Source organism: Shinella sp. NM-101 (assembly GCF_021401195.1).
Classification (GTDB): Bacteria; Pseudomonadota; Alphaproteobacteria; order Rhizobiales; family Rhizobiaceae; genus Shinella.
The window spans coordinates 788,744-803,354 of the sequence record NZ_JACBFT010000001.1 but is presented as its reverse complement, the minus strand read 5'-3'; the positions used below and the strand labels follow the sequence as shown (position 1 = coordinate 803,354).

The following is a 14,611-nucleotide window of genomic DNA, read 5'->3' as shown; positions in this document are numbered from 1 at the left end:
GCGACCGTCTCGTTGCTGCCGGAAAGCCGAAGATCGTCGCCATCGTCGCGACCATGCGAAAGCTCCTCACCATCCTCAACGCCATCATCCGGGACGGAAAACCATGGCAAAGCGCTTGACTGACAAGACAGTCGCTCTCCCCGCAGCCAGGGAGAAGGTGGCCGGCGGGCCGGATGAGGGGCAGCCAAGGACTTCTCAGTCCTTCAACTCCATGAAGCGGATGCGGTTCTGGAAGGGGTCGGTCACCGTCACCTCCAGCCGCGAGCCCTCGTCCTCCAGCCCCGGCTTCATGTAGCGGTAGTCCTTGCCAATCAGCTCCTTCTGGAAGGCGCGGATGCCCGTCATGTAGACGACCATGTTGCCGCCGGGCGTGGCGTCGCCCGCATGTTCGGAAAGGTGCAGCCGCAGCCCGCCGCGCGAGACCTGCGTGTAGAGCGGGAAGTTTTCGCCGTAGCGGTGCTCCCAGTCGACGGAAAAGCCGAGGAAGCCGAGGTAGAATTCATGCGCCTTTGCCACGTCGAAGATGCGCACGATGGGCACCGCCTGCTCGAAGGCGATGCCGCCTTCCGGCGGTTTCGCCTCGATCTTCGAAGAGAGGATGTTCCAGGTCTCCGCGCCGAACTGGCGGGCGACGATTTCGAGGGCTTCGCTGTGGCTGATCTCGATATTGCGGGCGGCCAGCATTTCCCGCATGGCTTTCGCCATGGCCTTGGCATCGCGAAAATCGCGCATGTCCGTTCCTTCCGTTCCGGCGAAGTCCCCGTCAGTGCCCGCATTGCCGACGCCTTCGCCCAACGATGAACGGTGGAGAAAGGGTGTTGAGGAAGCGTTCGCCATGCCTTCGGAAAAGGCGCGGGTCTGCCGGCCGCCTCCGGCCGTGCGGCAAGATTAGCGCAAAGGCGGGGGAGGTCAACGCCCTTCGCGATACCACATGGCCGAGAAGGCGAGCAGAAGGAGGCCGACGCCGGCGAAGCCCGCAAAGAGCGGCAGCGAGTTGATGCCCTTCAGAACCGTCTCGTCCGTCATGTGCAGCGACAGGCGGTTCTCGTCGATGCTGCGCACCGGCCCGGAGACCGGCAGCAGCGGCGGCAGGGAGACGGCCTCGCCGCTCTCGCCGACGAGCCGGCGGACGGTGCCTTTCGTGGCATCGGCGAGCGGCTTCAGCGTCTGCGTCGTCGAGATCGTCGCCTTGAATTCCGGCGCATCCACCGCGCCGACATGGACGAGGGCGCTCAGGTTGTCGTTGGTGATCTCGTAGAGGCCGGTCTCGGCGGTCTGCACCTCGGCGCGGTAGAGGCCGGGCTCGGCCTCGGTGAGCGCCACCTGCTGCGTCCTGCCGGAGGGCAGCTTCAGCGTGGCTTCGCCCGGCGCGTCGCCGATGGTCTGGCGGTTGATCTGCAGCGTGCGGCCGAAGGTGCGGGCGGTCAGCGCCTCTTCCTCCAGCGCCGGCTCCTGCATCAGCCAGTGCGCGGTGCGCCGGTAGAGAGAGACATGCGGGCCGCCGCCCTCGAAACCGCGCGCCCAGAGCCAGCCCTGGTCCGAGAGCAGCATGGCGACGCGGCCCTTGCCTGCGCGGTTGAGCACCAGCAGCGGCTTGCCGTCATTGGCCTCCATGACGACATTGCCCTCGGGTCGCTGCACGTCGACGGTGCGGAACCAGCGACCCCAATGAGGCGGCTCGTCGTTCGCGCCTTCCAGGCCGCGCGTGACCGGATGCTTCTTGCCCTGTGCCGAAAGGCGCGGATAGAAGGGCGCCTCGTTCATCGCGCCGGTCGGCATTGCCGGCAGCACGGCGGACAGCGGCGTGCCGGCGATGGAATCGTTGCCGGCATGTTCCGGCCCCGCAGCAATCAGCAGCGCGCCTCCGTTCTCCACATATTGCGCGATGTTGTCGTAGTAGAGGATCGGCAGCACGCCGCGATGCTGGTAGCGGTCGAAGATGATGAGGTCGAACTCGTTGATCTTGTCGACGAAGAGCTCGCGCGTCGGGAAGGCGATCAGCGACAGTTCGTTGATCGGCGTGCCGTCCTGCTTTTCCGGCGGGCGCAGGATGGTGAAATGCACGAGGTCGATGGCCGTGTCGGACTTCAGCAGGTTGCGCCAGGCGCGCTCGCCGGCATGCGGCTCGCCGGAAACCAGCAGCACGCGCAGGTTCTCGCGAATGCCCTCGATGACGTGGACGGCGCGGTTGTTGGCGGTGGTGATCTCGCCCTCGACCGGCTCCACCTCGAATTCGAGGATATTGTTGCCGCCGCGCGGCACGGTAAAGCCGAGCGGCTGCTCGGTGCCGGGCTGGGCGATCTCGGAGGCGATCTCGTTGCCGTTGAGGCGCACGGTCACGCGGGCCGGCGTGTCCGGCCCCTTGCCGTCGTCCACCACGCGGAACTTCAGCTCCTGCTCTTCGCCGACGATGCCGAAGCGCGGGGCGCTGACCACCTCGATGCGGCGGTCGAACTCGTCCGGCCGGCCGGTGACGAGGGCGTGGACCGGGGCGTCGAAGCTGGAGAAGGCCGAGGCTTCGGGAATGTCGTGCACCTGCCCGTCGGTGATGAGGATCGCACCGCCGACGCGCGAGCGCGGCACGTCGGCGATGGCGGTGTTGAGGGCGTCGAAGAGGCGGGTGGAAGGGGTGTCGGACGTGCCGTCGTCGCCCGCTTCCACGATGCGCGGCTCGATGCGCGGAAAGCGCGCGAAGCGTTCCTTGAGGCCTTCCAGCGCGGCGTTCGCCTGCGCTGTCCGTTCCTCGTTGTCCTGGCTCTGGCTGCGGTCGACGATGACCGGCACGACCGTCGACAGCGCCTCGCGGTCCTCCTGCAGGAAGACCGGGTTGGCGAGGGCGAGCACCAGCAGGGCAAGCGCCAACGCGCGCACGAAGGCGCCGCGCAGGCCGCGCCAGAAGCCGAGGGCGGCGAGCGCAAGCCCGAGGACGCCGATGAGGGCGATGGCGATCCAGGGCAGGAAGGGGGAAAACTGGAGCGTCATGTCACTGCCCCAGCCGTTCGAGAAGGGCGGGGACGTGCACCTGGTCCGCCTTGTAGTTGCCTGTCAGCATGTACATCATGATGTTGACGCCGGCGCGGAAGGCGTGGTCGCGCTGCACGTCGTCGGGCGGAACGGTCGGCAGCAGCGGCATGCCGTTCGTGTCGATCGCCCAGGCGCCCGCAAAATCGTTGCCGGTGATCATGATCGGCGACACGCCGTCGCCGGTGCGGACGGGACGCGAGGGGTCTTCCTTGCGGTCGAGCGTGGCTTCGATCCACAACGGGCCGCCGGCATAGCGGCCGGGAAAATCGGACAGCAGGTAGAAGGCCTTGGTCAGGACGTGGTCGGCCGGCACGGGCTCCAGCGGCGGGATGTCGAGATTGGCGAGGATCGCCTGCAGCCGCTCGGTGTTCGGGCTCGTCGAATTGCCGTCGAGGGAGACGAACTGGTCGCGCGTGTCGAACAGCACGGTGCCGCCGTTGCGCATATAGGCGTCGATCCGGCTGACGGCGGCGCTGGAGGGCATGTCGGCCGAGGCGCTCACCGGCCAGTAGATGATCGGGTAGAGCGCAAGCTCGTCCCTGGAGATGTCGACGCCGACGGGCTCGCCGGGCTCCAGCGTCGTGCGGTAGGTCAGGAATTCCGTGAGGCCGGCAAGGCCGCGTTCGGAAACGCGGTCCACCTCGCTCTCGCCCGTGACGACATAGGCAAGGTGCGTCGTGTCGAGCCGTGAGAGGATCGCCTCGTCGCCCGGCTTGGCGTCGTCCGCGCGACCCTCGGACGGCAGTCCCGCCAGCGTCCCGGCGGCAAGGGCGAGGGCGAGGGCGGCCGTCGCCCCGCGCTTCGGCAGGCGGCGGGCGGCGGCGGCGAAGGCCCCGCCCATCAGGAGCACGATGGCGCAGTCGGCGAGAAGCAGGAGCGCTGCGAGGGTGAAGAGATGCGGCTTCAGCGAGAAGGTCTGCGCGGCGGCCAGCGGTTCGGGCCGGATGGAGGCGCCTTCGGCAATCGCGAGCGGGCGGATCTGGTGGGCCGGCGGGAAGAGGTTGTGGGCGACATAGCCGTTCTCGGTGCCGTAGAGGCCGGGCGGGTTGTCGAAGGTGGCGATCTTCTGTGCGCCGTCGGCGACGGTGAGCGGCTTGGCCTCGCCGCTGGCCGCGGCCAGCGTGCCGCTCGCGGTCATCAGGCGGTAGGGCGGCAGGCCCTTGGCCTGCTGGCCGCCGCCATTGGCCATGCCGCCGCGCGAGAGCTGCACGGTGCGGCGGAGCATCTCCACGAAATCGCCTGACAGCGGCAGGTTGGACCAGGAGGTTTCGGCGCTGACATGGAAGAGCACGATGCGCCCTGAGCCGAGCGTTTCGGTCGTCACCAGCGGGGTGCCGTCGGCAAGGCTCGCCCAGGTGCGTTCGGGAAGGTCCGGCGTCGGCTCGGCAAGCACCTGTCGCTTGATCAGGATGCCTTCCGGCGCGCGCATGCCGAAGAAGGGGCTGTTCGCGGGATAGGCGGAAAGCGGCTGCGGCTCGGACCATGAGAGCGCGCCGCCAAGCGCGCGTTCGCCCTTGCGCAGCATCACGGGCACCAGCGGGTCGTCCGCCGGGGCGGCGGCCAGGCGCGGCCCGGCGAAGCGGATCAGCATGCCCCCGGCCTCGACCCAGCGCTTCACCTCGTCCTGAACGCCCTCCGGCAGCCGGCCTATGTCGGCCATGATCAGCACGGACAGGTTCTGCTCCAGCAGTTGCGGGATCGCCACCGAAAGGTCGGCGACACCAGGCTCGATCATGTCCGCATAGGGCGAGAGCGCGCTGTTGATGTAGCGCAGCGGCGAGAGCAGCGGCTGGCTGGCATCGAGCACCTCGCCGGAGAGGAAGGCGACGCGGCGGCGGCGGAAGCCGTCGTCCAGCAGATAGGCGCCGCCGGCATTGGCGAGCCCGTCGATGGTGAGACGGGAAAAGTCGTTGCGCAGTTCGAAGGGGGCGGCGATCCTGCCGGTCGCCGTCGTCGCGCCGGCCGCGAAATCGGCGGTGCCGGCGGCAATCGGCCGGCCGTGGCTGTCATGCGCCGTCAGCGGCAGGCTGTGCGCCGGGCCGCCGTCGAGGCGGGTGAGGGTGACGGTGAGGGCATCCGCGCCGTTGGTGGCCGAGGTCATGGCCACGGTAGCGGCGCCGTCGCTGGCGATCAGGCGGAATTCCGCCGGGGAGAGCGATTGCAGGGCGGCGGTCGTCTCGTCGTTCTCGCCGCTCGCCATGCCGTCGGTGATGAAGGCGATGGTGCCGGGCGGCGTGCCGTCGAGCGCGGTGCGCAGCGCGGCGATCGCGGCGACCCTGTCGGCCGGAAGCGGGCGCGGTTCGGCGGCGGCGAGGCGGTTGCGGGCCGTCATGGCATCGACGGGCACGGCGTCATGCTGGCGGTCGGCGGTCAGCACCAGGGAGACCGGCACGTCGCGGCCTTCGGCATCGTCGATCAGCATCGCGGCGGTGTCGACGCGCTGCTTCCAGTCGGTGGCGGCGGCCCAGCTGTTGTCCATCACGAGGACAAGCGGGCCGCCGGTCGCCAGCGTGCTGGTGCGCGGATTGAAGACCGGGTCGGCGATGGCGAGGATGACGGCGGCGGCCATCAGCATGCGCAGCAGCGTCAGCCACCAGGGGCTCTGCGCCGGCGTCTCCTCGCGCTTCAGGATCGAGGCGAGGATGGCGAAGGGCGGGAAGACCTCGCTCGACGGCTTCGGCGGCGTCAGGCGCAGCAGCCACCAGATGGCCGGCAACAGGACCAGCGCGGTCAGGACGGCGGGAAAGGCGAAGGCGAATGCGCTCATCGGCCGATGCCCTCCATCCTCAGCGCCGGCAGGCCGGAGAGATAGGCATGCACGGCGATCAGCGCCTCGGAGGCGAGACGGTCGGTGCGGTGGGAAATGAAGCTCCAGCCGAGATGGCGGAGGTTGTCGGCAAGGGTCTCGCGGCGCGCGGCATAGGCGCGGGCGTAATCGTCCTTCAGCGTCTCGGCGCGGCCGGCCGTCAGCTTCATGCCGCTTTCGGGATCGGTGAATTCGGTGCGGCCGGCATAGGGGAAAAGCTCTTCGGCCGGGTCGGCGACCTCGACGACATGGCCGCGAAGGCCGCGGCGGGCAAGGGGGCCGAGGCGGTCCATCACGTCCGCGACGGGATCGAGGAAATCGCCGATCAGCACGATATCGCTGTTGCCGCGGATCATGGCGGTGTCCGGCAGGCCGTCGGCCGCGGGGTTGTGCATCAGGGCGGTTGCGAGGCGCTCGGCGGCGTTGCGCGCGGCGATCGGCTCCATGATGCCGGGGCAGCCGATGCGCTCGCCCGAGCGGGCGAGGATTTCGGCGAGCGCCAGCATGAGGACGAGCGCGCGGCTTTCCTTCGAGACTGATCCGAAGGTGGACTTGTACATCATCGAGGGCGAAAGGTCGGCCCAGATCCAGACGGTGTGGGCGGCCTCCCATTCGCGGTCGCGCACATAGGTATGGTCGTCGCGGGCCGAGCGCCGCCAGTCGATGCGCGACAGGCTCTCGCCGTCGACATAGGGGCGGAACTGCCAGAAATTCTCGCCGATGCCGCGCTTGCGGCGGCCGTGCCAGCCGGCGATCACCGTGTTGGCGAGGCGCTGGGCCTCGACCATGCAATCGGAAATGAGGGCAGCCCGGGCCTGTGCCCGGGAAAGAGCCTCCCGGGCCGGTGTTGCTTCGACGATCTGGCCGACGGACGCCATGCTTCTATCCTGCTCAGCCGCCCGCCTGCCGGACGAGACCCGCGATGACATCGCGCACCGACATGCCCTCGGCGCGGGCGCCGAAGGTCAGCGCCATGCGGTGCTGCAGGATCGGTTCGGCAAGCGCCAGCACGTCATCGACGGAGGGCGCGAGGCGGCCCTGGTAAAGCGCGCGTGCGCGGGCGCAGAGCATCATCGCCTGGCCGGCGCGCGGGCCGGGGCCCCAGGCGACATGCCTGTCGGTCGAGGCGACGCCGTTGCCGGGGCGGGCGGAGCGCACCAGCGAGAGGATCGCGTCGAGCACCTTCTCGCTGACGGGCATCTGGCGGATGAGGGTCTGGATCTCGATGAGGCGGTCGGCGGAAATCGCCGCTTCCGCCTGCGCCTCGCTGACGCCGGTGGTCTCCAGCAGGATCTGCCGTTCGGCGGCAAGTTCCGGATAGTGCACGTCGACCTGCAGCAGGAAGCGGTCGAGTTGGGCCTCGGGCAGCGGGTAGGTGCCTTCCTGCTCCAGCGGGTTCTGCGTCGCCAGCACATGGAAGGGCTTCGGCAGGTCGTTGCGCGCACCGGCCACCGTCACATGGTATTCCTGCATGGCCTGCAAGAGGGCGGACTGGGTGCGCGGCGAGGCGCGGTTGATCTCGTCGGCCATCAGGAGCTGGGTGAAGATCGGGCCGGGCACGAAGCGGAAGGAGCGCTTGCCGTTGTCGTCCTGGTCCATCACCTCCGAGCCGAGTATATCGGAGGGCATGAGGTCGGGCGTGAACTGGATGCGGCTCGCGGAAAGGCCAAGCACGGTGCCGAGGGTGGCGACCAGCTTGGTCTTTGCAAGGCCGGGCACGCCGACCAGCAGCGCATGGCCGCCCGAGAGCACGGCGAGCATCGTCTGCTCCACGACGCTTTCCTGGCCGAAGATGACCTTGGCGACTTCCCGGCGGACGAGGGCGATATCGGAGAGCGCCCGTTCCGCGGTCGCGACCACGGCCTTCTCGTCGAGGCCCGCGTCGGAGGAATTCTGAACGCCCATGGTCGTCTCCAGTGCCGTTTGAAACCCGAACGAATCGTGGCCCTGCCGCGTTCGTCCCTCGCATTGGAAGCTTATTAGCTCAGCCGTGGCTGACAAGCGGCCACGAAATGACTATCTCGTGTGTGTATCCACCTTTTCCTCTCGCGGAGATAGGGTTGAACCGGGACGGAACAATGGCAACGGGCGAAATTGGCGAAAGCACGGACGCTGCGGGACTGGCCGCGCTGATCGCGCGCGCAAGCGCGGAAACGGGCGGGCGCGGCCTGCCGCCCGTCGAGCGCTGGAACCCGCCGTTCTGCGGCGACCTCGACATGGAAATCCGCGCCGACGGCACGTGGTTCTACCTCGGCACGCCCATCGGCCGTGCGCCGCTGGTGCGGCTTTTTTCCACGGTGCTGCGCAAGGACGAGGACGGCAGGACCTATCTGGTGACGCCGGTCGAGAAGGTCGGCATCCGCGTCGTGGACGCGCCGTTCCTGGCCGTCGAGATGAATGCCAGCGGGGAGGGTGCGGCGCAGGTGCTGACCTTCCGCACCAATGTCGGCGACGTGGTGGAGGCGGGGGCGGAGCATCCCCTGCGCTTTGCGGCCGCCGGCGGCAACAGCGAACTGAAGCCCTATCTCCTCGTGCGCGGCCGGCTGGAGGCGCTCGTCTCCCGCGCGGTGATGTACGATCTGGTGGAGCTCGGCGAGACCGTCGAGGTCGATGGCGTGGCGATGTTCGCGGTGCGCTCCGGGGGCGTGGTCTTCCCGGTCATGCCCGCGGCCGAGCTGGATGCGCTGTCGCGATGAGCCTTGCGCCCTACAGCGCCGCTGAGTTCCGCCGCCGCGCCATCGAGCAGACCCTGACGCTCGGCGAGGAGAGCTGGCGCGATCATGGCGACAGCCTGCTCAATCCCGGCGTCATTCCCCATCTGGAAGACATGAAGCTGCGCGATGCGGCCGTGCTGATCCCCGTCGTCGACGACGGGGAGGAGGCGCGCGTCATCTTCACCCAGCGCACGGCGACGATGCGCAAGCATTCCGGCCAGGTCGCCTTTCCGGGCGGGGCGGTGGATGACGACGACGCGGATGTCGAGGCGGCCGCGATGCGCGAGGCGGAGGAGGAGATCAGCCTCGACCGCCGCTTCGTCGAGCCGGTCGGCCGGCTGCCGCAGTACAAGGCGCTTTCCGGCTTCTCGATCACGCCGGTGCTGGCGGTCGTGCGGCCGGGCTTCGAGCTGATCCCGAACCCGGCGGAGGTGGAGACGGTCTTCGACGTGCCGCTCTCCTTCCTCATGGATCCGCGCAACCACGAGCAGGGCAGCGGCATCTGGCTTGGCGGCGAGCGGCATTATTATCGCATGCCCTATGCGGGGCATAATATCTGGGGCATCACCGCCGGCATCGTTCGGGTGATCTATGAAAGGCTTTATGCATGACGTCTGTCTCGGGCGAGGCGTGGTTTTCCGATCCGGCGCTCGTGCGCGTGCTGGCGCTGCTCAACAGCGACGGCGGCGAGGGGCGCGTGGCGGGCGGGGCCGTGCGCAACAGCCTGATGGGGCTGCCGGTGGCCGATGTCGACATCGCGACGACGCTGCGGCCGGAGGCCGTCGTCGAGCGCGCGAAGGCGGCGGGCATCAAGGCGGTGCCGACGGGCATCGAGCACGGCACGGTGACGCTCGTCATCGACGGCACGCCCTTCGAGGTGACGACGCTGCGGCGGGACGTTTCGACCAACGGCCGGCATGCCGAGGTCGCCTTCGGCACGGACTGGCAGGCGGATGCCGAGCGGCGCGACCTCACCATCAACGCGCTATACGCCACGCAGGACGGGACGGTGGTCGACCTCGTGAACGGCCTGCCGGACATAGAGAGCGGCACCGTCCGCTTCATCGGCGATGCGGCGATGCGGATCGCGGAGGATCACCTGCGCATCCTGCGCTTCTTCCGCTTCTTCGCGCTCTACGGCAGCGGCCGGCCGGATGCCGAGGGCCTGAAAGCCTGCGCGCGGGCGAAGGACAAGCTGGCGAAGCTTTCGGCCGAGCGGGTGTGGTCCGAGACGAAGAAGCTGCTGGGCGCGCCCGATCCCGGCCGCGCGCTGTTGTGGATGCGGCAGGCGGGCGTGCTGACGGAAATCCTGCCCGAGACGGAAAAGTGGGGCATCGACGCGATCCCCGGCCTGATCGAGGCGGAAAAGGCCTTCGGCTGGAGGCCGGACGCGATGCTGCGCCTTGCCGCGATGGTGCCGGCCGACCGGGAACGGCTGAAGACGCTCGCCGGGCGTCTGCGTCTTTCGAAGGCGGAAGCCGCGACGCTCGATTACTGGGCGGCAGCGCCCGAGATTGCGCCGAAACTCGCCGAGACGGCCTTCGACCGGCTGCTTTACCGGAGCGGGCCGCAGGGGCTGACCATGCGGTTGAAGCTGGCGCTTGCCGCCGCGCGGGCACGCGGGCTCGGCGATGCCGAGGCGCTTGCCTTTTCGGGTCTCTGCCAGCGTCTTCTGGTGCGCGCGGAGAAATGGCGCAAGCCGTCCTTCCCGCTGACGGGTGCGGACGTGCTGGCTGCCGGCGTTCCCGCCGGGCCGACGGTCGGCGCGGCGCTGTCGGCCATCGAGGACGAGTGGGTCGCGGGGAATTTTCATGAGGATCGGGCCAGGCTGCTTGCGCGGCTGGATGCGTTTGTGAAGGCTAACTAGCGCCCGAAACCCCTCTGCCTGCCGGCATCACCCCCGCGAGGGGGAGAAAGATAGAGGCTTGCTCATCGTTCTATAATGAATGCCACGGAGCGGCACATTAAGCCCCTCCCCCTTGTGGGGAGGGGTTGGGGAGGGGCCTTTCCTCGCCGCCAGCAACCCGCCAGCGAGGCGCGTTCCTCCATCAGGCGGCGTCGGCCGCCTTTTCGTCGACGATGCGTTCCTTGATATGCTCGACCATGCTTTCCCGGATGGTGGCTTCGCCATGGGCCATGCGCATGTGCTCCACCGCGCGGCGGACGACTTCGGCGTCGTCATTGGCGCGCGTGTGCCATTCGCATCCGGGGACGAGTGAACCGCATTCAAAAAGTCTCATGACTATCTCCTGTCGTTTCAACGGAACGAGTATAGCAGATGAGGCCGTTCCGGCCAAACCGCGACGGGTCCTCGGCCGTGCCGGCCGTCTTCGGAAACGGCAAAGGCCGCCTCCGGTTCCACGCCGTCAGGCGGCGTCTTCGTCTTTTGCCCAGCAGTCGAAGCAGGTGGACGAGCGGAGCGGCTCGGGCCTTGTCCTGCGCCCGGCGATGGCGTGGACGTTCCCGCGCGACAGCCGCAGCCGCGCCTCCGCGACGAAATAGGCATGGGGCAGATCCACGCCGCTTTCGGCGCGGATGGTTTCTGCGAAACGATCGAGAAAATCGGCGGATTGCGGGTCGAGGCCCGAATGCACTGCGTCTTGCATCACATTGATCATGACTGCCTCCTCCGTGGAATCATGCTTGATGCATTCTACCACGAAGGCAAGGCAAACCGTAATCACAAGCCTGCTAGCGGCTCAGGGCCAGCGCACCACCGGCGGCATGGAGGAGAGGATGGAATCGACATTGCCGCCGGTCTTCAGGCCGAAGATCGTTCCCCGATCGTAGAGCAGGTTGAACTCGACATAGCGGCCGCGGCGCACGAGCTGCTCGTCGCGGTCCTCTTCCGTCCAGCCCTTGTTGAAGTTGGAACGCACGATCTTCGGATAGACCATGGTGAAGGCGCGGCCGACGTCCTGCGTGAAGGCGAAGTCGGCGTTCCAGCCGCCGAGCTCTTCGGGCGAGTGCAGCCAGTCGTAGAAGATCCCGCCGGTGCCGCGCGGCTCGTTGCGGTGCTTGAGGAAAAAGTATTCGTCGCACCAGTCCTTGAACTTCGCATGGTCGGCGACGGGATGGCGGTTGCAGGCGATCTCCATCGCCTTGTGGAAGAGGGCGGTGTCGGGATCGCTCATCACCCGGCGGCGGTCGAGCACCGGCGTCAGGTCCGCGCCCCCGCCGAACCAGCGGCTGGTGGTGACGACCATGCGGGTGTTCATGTGCACGGCCGGAACGTTGGGGTTCACCGGATGGGCGATCAGCGAGATGCCGGAGGCCCAGAAGCGCGGGTCTTCGCCGGCGCCGGGAATCTGGGTGCGGAATTCCGGCGAGAACTCGCCGAAGACGGTGGAGGTGTGGACGCCGACCTTCTCGAAGACGCGGCCTTCCATCATCGACATGCGCCCGCCGCCGCCTTCGCCGTCCTCGCGCAGCCAGTCCTTGCCGACGAAGCGGCCCGGCGGCAGGTCGGAGAGGGGCCCTTCCAGTTCGTCTTCGAGGGCCTCGAAGCTGGCGCAGATGGCGTTGCGCAGCTGCTCGAACCAGGCGCGGGCCATCGCCTTCTTGTCTTCGATGTCCTCGGGCAGGCCTTTCGGCAGGTCTGGTCGTTCCATGGTGTTTCCCGCTGGCGGGCGCACCGCCGAATCGCATTTCGGCCACAGTCGTTAAATTTGCCCTTTTTTGCAACCGCGGGCGCGAAAATGCGCCGGGGCGCGGGACTCGTCAAAGGACGATCGCTGGCCTATCTTTGTTCCATCGAAAGTGCAGCACGTCGTTTTCACGCGGTTCCGGTGCGATGCGTCCCGCGCCCTGGCCGAACCGCCACAGGAGGAAACCTGCATGGCGCGTGTACCCTCACCGCCCCTCGAAGGCCTCAGGCGCCAGATCGAGCGGCGCCGCCGCGAGAAGCCCTTCCGCGGCGAGGGCCATTTCGTGCGCGAGACCTTCTGCCTCGAACGCCAGGCGGCCCGCGAGAAGGCGCGCGAATGGTTCGACCTCTGGCCGAAGGCTGCCTACTGGACCGAGGTGGAAAGCTGGCGGATGCTGGAAGGCGACCGCATCGAGTTCACCATGCGCCGCCTGCCGAGCGCCGATTGAAGCCCTTTTTTAGGCCTCATGACGCGACCGTGATCGGCAAGCTCGATTGACGGCGAACCCGCGCGCCCCTATCTTGCGGCCATCGTCATCAACAGAAAGGCGCCGTTGCGGTTCTCAAGCACGGCTCACAGTCCTTGTTCGAACTCGCGATCGCTGTCTTCCTCATTCTCCTGAACGGGGTTTTTGCCCTTTCCGAACTTTCCATCGTTTCCTCGCGCAAGCCACGCCTCAAGACCATGGCGGCCCAGGGCTCGCGCGGTGCCGCGTCGGCGCTGAAGCTTGCGGAAAACCCCGGAAAGTTCCTTTCCACCGTCCAGATCGGCATCACGCTCATCGGCATCCTGGCCGGCGCCTTCTCCGGCGCCGCGCTCGGCGGGCGCCTGCGCGACATCCTCGCTGCCGAGGGCGTGCCGGACTGGCTGGCCGACCCGCTCGGCTACGGTATCGTCATCTTCATCATCACTTTCCTGTCGGTTGTGGTCGGCGAGCTGGTGCCCAAGCAGATCGCGCTGCGCAATCCCGAGCGCTTCGCAACGCTGGTGGCGCCGGCCATGTCGCTGATGTCCAGGATCGGCGCGCCGGCCGTCTGGGTGCTCGACGCCTCGACGCGGCTGATCTTCCGCCTGCTCGGCCAGCACGAGATCTCCGAAAGCGTCGTCACGGACGAGGAGATCAAGACCATCGTCGCCGAAGCCGAGGCGGCCGGCGTCATCGAGGGCGGCGAGAAGCTGATGATCGCCGGCGTCATGCGCTTTTCCGACCGCGAGGCACGCGGCCTCATGACGCCGCGCAACGACGTCGACTGGATCGACCTCGGCGACACGGTGGAGGAGATCCACGAGCAGCTCGTCGAGAGCCAGCACTCCCGCCTGCCGGTCGCAGACGGCGGACCGGAAACCATCGTCGGCATCGTCCAGAAGCGCGAGCTGCTTTCCGCTCTCCTGAGCGGCCAGCCGCTCGACATCCGCTCCTTCATCCGCCAGGCGCCGATCGTGCCCGACACGATGGATGCGATGCGCGTGCTCGAAGCGCTGCGCAATTCGGAAGTGCCGCTCCTCCTGATCCACGACGAATACGGCCACTTCGAGGGCGTCATCACGCCGGCCGACGTGCTGGAGGCGATCGCCGGCGTGTTCCGCGCCGACATCGAGGAAGGCGACGACGAATATGCGGTGCAGCGCGAGGACGGCTCCTGGCTGATCGCCGGCTCCATGCCGATCGACGAGATGGCGGACCGCCTCGGCCTGTCGCTGCCGGCCCGGCGCAGCTACCAGACGGCCGCCGGCCTCGTCATCGAATCGCTCCAGAAGCTGCCGAAGACCGGCGAGTACACGGAAACCCAGGGCTGGCGCTTCGAAGTGGTCGACATGGACGGCCGCCGCGTCGACAAGCTGCTCGCGACGCGCCTCGGCTAAAGCCGTTCCAGCTAACGCGCATGGCAGGGTTGCACCCGGAATAGCGGAGAACAAGGGCGGAGCGTTCTCGCGATTTGGAAGACGCGGAAACGCTCTATGCCGGCTCGGGCTCCAGCAATCTCGGGCCCGGGCCTTCGACGGCCAGCGTATCCAGCGGGTTGCGCAAGGGGCATTCCTGCATCGACAGGCAGCCGCAGCCGATGCAGCCGTCGATCTGGTCGCGCAGCCGCGTGAGCCTTGCGATGCGGTCGTCGAGTTGCCGGCGCCAGGTCTGCGAGAGTCTTCGCCAGTCCTGCGCGGTCAGCGGCCGGTCGTGCGGCAGCACGGAAAGCGCGTCCGCGATCTCGGCGAGCGGAATGCCGGTGCGCTGGGCAACCTTGATCACCGCGACGCGGCGCAGGATGCTGCGCGGGTAGCGCCGCTGGTTGCCGCGGTTGCGCTGGCTGCGGATCAGCCCCTTCGTCTCATAGAAATGCAATGTGGAAACCGCCACGCCGCTGCGCTCGGCGACCTCGCCGACGCTGAGTTCACGGGGCATTGCGCTGTTCGGACATTTT

14 protein-coding genes and 1 pseudogene are annotated in these 14,611 nt (G+C 68.0%); 6 read left to right on the top strand and 9 right to left on the bottom strand.

Annotated elements, in window-relative coordinates; translation table 11 throughout:
* Positions 1–119: pseudogene (locus tag L0976_RS03860) on the top strand (IS110 family transposase); the annotation flags it as partial.
* A gap of 76 nt (positions 120–195) precedes the next feature.
* Here L0976_RS03860 and L0976_RS03855 read toward each other — a convergent pair.
* The 5 genes from L0976_RS03855 to L0976_RS03835 all read right to left on the bottom strand — a co-directional run bounded on the left by L0976_RS03855 (position 196) and on the right by L0976_RS03835 (position 7,735).
* The gene (locus tag L0976_RS03855) at positions 196–732 is read right to left on the bottom strand and encodes a glyoxalase superfamily protein (protein WP_234186180.1); all 537 of its coding nucleotides are present in this window, start codon (positions 730–732) and stop codon (positions 196–198) included.
* 177 nt (positions 733–909) lie between these two features.
* Positions 910–2,982 carry a hypothetical protein gene (locus tag L0976_RS03850; protein WP_234186179.1) on the bottom strand — a complete coding sequence of 691 codons (2,073 nt, stop codon included), beginning with the start codon at positions 2,980–2,982 and terminating at the stop codon, positions 910–912.
* A 1-nt stretch (position 2,983) separates the two neighbouring features.
* Positions 2,984–5,791: a DUF4159 domain-containing protein gene (locus tag L0976_RS03845; RefSeq protein ID WP_234186178.1), complete on the bottom strand. Its 2,808-nt coding sequence runs from the start codon at positions 5,789–5,791 to the stop codon at positions 2,984–2,986.
* Positions 5,788–6,708, bottom strand: coding sequence for a DUF58 domain-containing protein (locus tag L0976_RS03840; RefSeq protein WP_203319568.1), 921 nt, complete (start codon positions 6,706–6,708; stop codon positions 5,788–5,790). Before L0976_RS03840 ends, L0976_RS03845 begins: the two co-directional genes overlap by 4 nt.
* Before the next feature lie 13 nt (positions 6,709–6,721).
* Complete coding sequence (locus L0976_RS03835; protein ID WP_234186177.1) at positions 6,722–7,735, bottom strand: MoxR family ATPase; 1,014 nt, start codon at positions 7,733–7,735, stop codon at positions 6,722–6,724.
* Between the two features lie 173 nt (positions 7,736–7,908).
* Here L0976_RS03835 and L0976_RS03830 point away from each other — a divergent pair, with 173 nt between their 5' ends.
* Genes L0976_RS03830 through L0976_RS03820 form a run of 3 tightly spaced genes read left to right on the top strand, consistent with a single transcriptional unit; the run spans position 7,909 to position 10,411 of the window.
* Entirely contained in the window at positions 7,909–8,526 is a 618-nt protein-coding gene (locus tag L0976_RS03830) for a DUF1285 domain-containing protein (RefSeq protein ID WP_203319566.1), read from the top strand.
* A complete protein-coding gene (locus L0976_RS03825) occupies positions 8,523–9,155 on the top strand; it encodes a CoA pyrophosphatase (RefSeq protein ID WP_234186176.1) in 633 nt (210 codons plus the stop codon). The genes L0976_RS03830 and L0976_RS03825 overlap by 4 nt, the downstream gene beginning before the upstream one ends.
* Positions 9,152–10,411 (top strand): CCA tRNA nucleotidyltransferase, encoded by a 1,260-nt coding sequence (locus tag L0976_RS03820; protein WP_234186175.1) that lies wholly within the window; start codon positions 9,152–9,154, stop codon positions 10,409–10,411. Before L0976_RS03825 ends, L0976_RS03820 begins: the two co-directional genes overlap by 4 nt.
* Positions 10,412–10,592: 181 nt before the next feature.
* Here the strand turns inward: L0976_RS03820 and L0976_RS03815 are convergent, their stop codons facing one another.
* The 3 genes from L0976_RS03815 to hemF all read right to left on the bottom strand — a co-directional run bounded on the left by L0976_RS03815 (position 10,593) and on the right by hemF (position 12,155).
* On the bottom strand, positions 10,593–10,784 hold the full coding sequence (locus L0976_RS03815; RefSeq protein WP_203319563.1) for a DUF1059 domain-containing protein: 192 nt from the start codon (positions 10,782–10,784) through the stop codon (positions 10,593–10,595).
* 126 nt (positions 10,785–10,910) lie between these two features.
* Entirely contained in the window at positions 10,911–11,162 is a 252-nt protein-coding gene (locus L0976_RS03810; RefSeq protein ID WP_234186174.1) for a hypothetical protein, read from the bottom strand.
* A gap of 81 nt (positions 11,163–11,243) precedes the next feature.
* Positions 11,244–12,155 (bottom strand): oxygen-dependent coproporphyrinogen oxidase, encoded by a 912-nt coding sequence (hemF, locus tag L0976_RS03805; protein ID WP_234186173.1) that lies wholly within the window; start codon positions 12,153–12,155, stop codon positions 11,244–11,246.
* 226 nt (positions 12,156–12,381) lie between these two features.
* On the opposite strand from hemF, the gene L0976_RS03800 reads away from it, so the two are divergent.
* Together L0976_RS03800 and L0976_RS03795 are read left to right on the top strand one after the other, a co-directional pair.
* On the top strand, positions 12,382–12,639 hold the full coding sequence (locus L0976_RS03800) for a hypothetical protein (RefSeq protein ID WP_234186172.1): 258 nt from the start codon (positions 12,382–12,384) through the stop codon (positions 12,637–12,639).
* A 134-nt stretch (positions 12,640–12,773) separates the two neighbouring features.
* Positions 12,774–14,054: a hemolysin family protein gene (locus L0976_RS03795; protein ID WP_203319559.1), complete on the top strand. Its 1,281-nt coding sequence runs from the start codon at positions 12,774–12,776 to the stop codon at positions 14,052–14,054.
* A 94-nt stretch (positions 14,055–14,148) separates the two neighbouring features.
* Here L0976_RS03795 and soxR read toward each other — a convergent pair whose 3' ends face one another.
* Positions 14,149–14,592 carry a redox-sensitive transcriptional activator SoxR gene (gene soxR / locus L0976_RS03790; protein WP_370577034.1) on the bottom strand — a complete coding sequence of 148 codons (444 nt, stop codon included), beginning with the start codon at positions 14,590–14,592 and terminating at the stop codon, positions 14,149–14,151.
* Positions 14,593–14,611 lie beyond the last annotated feature (19 nt).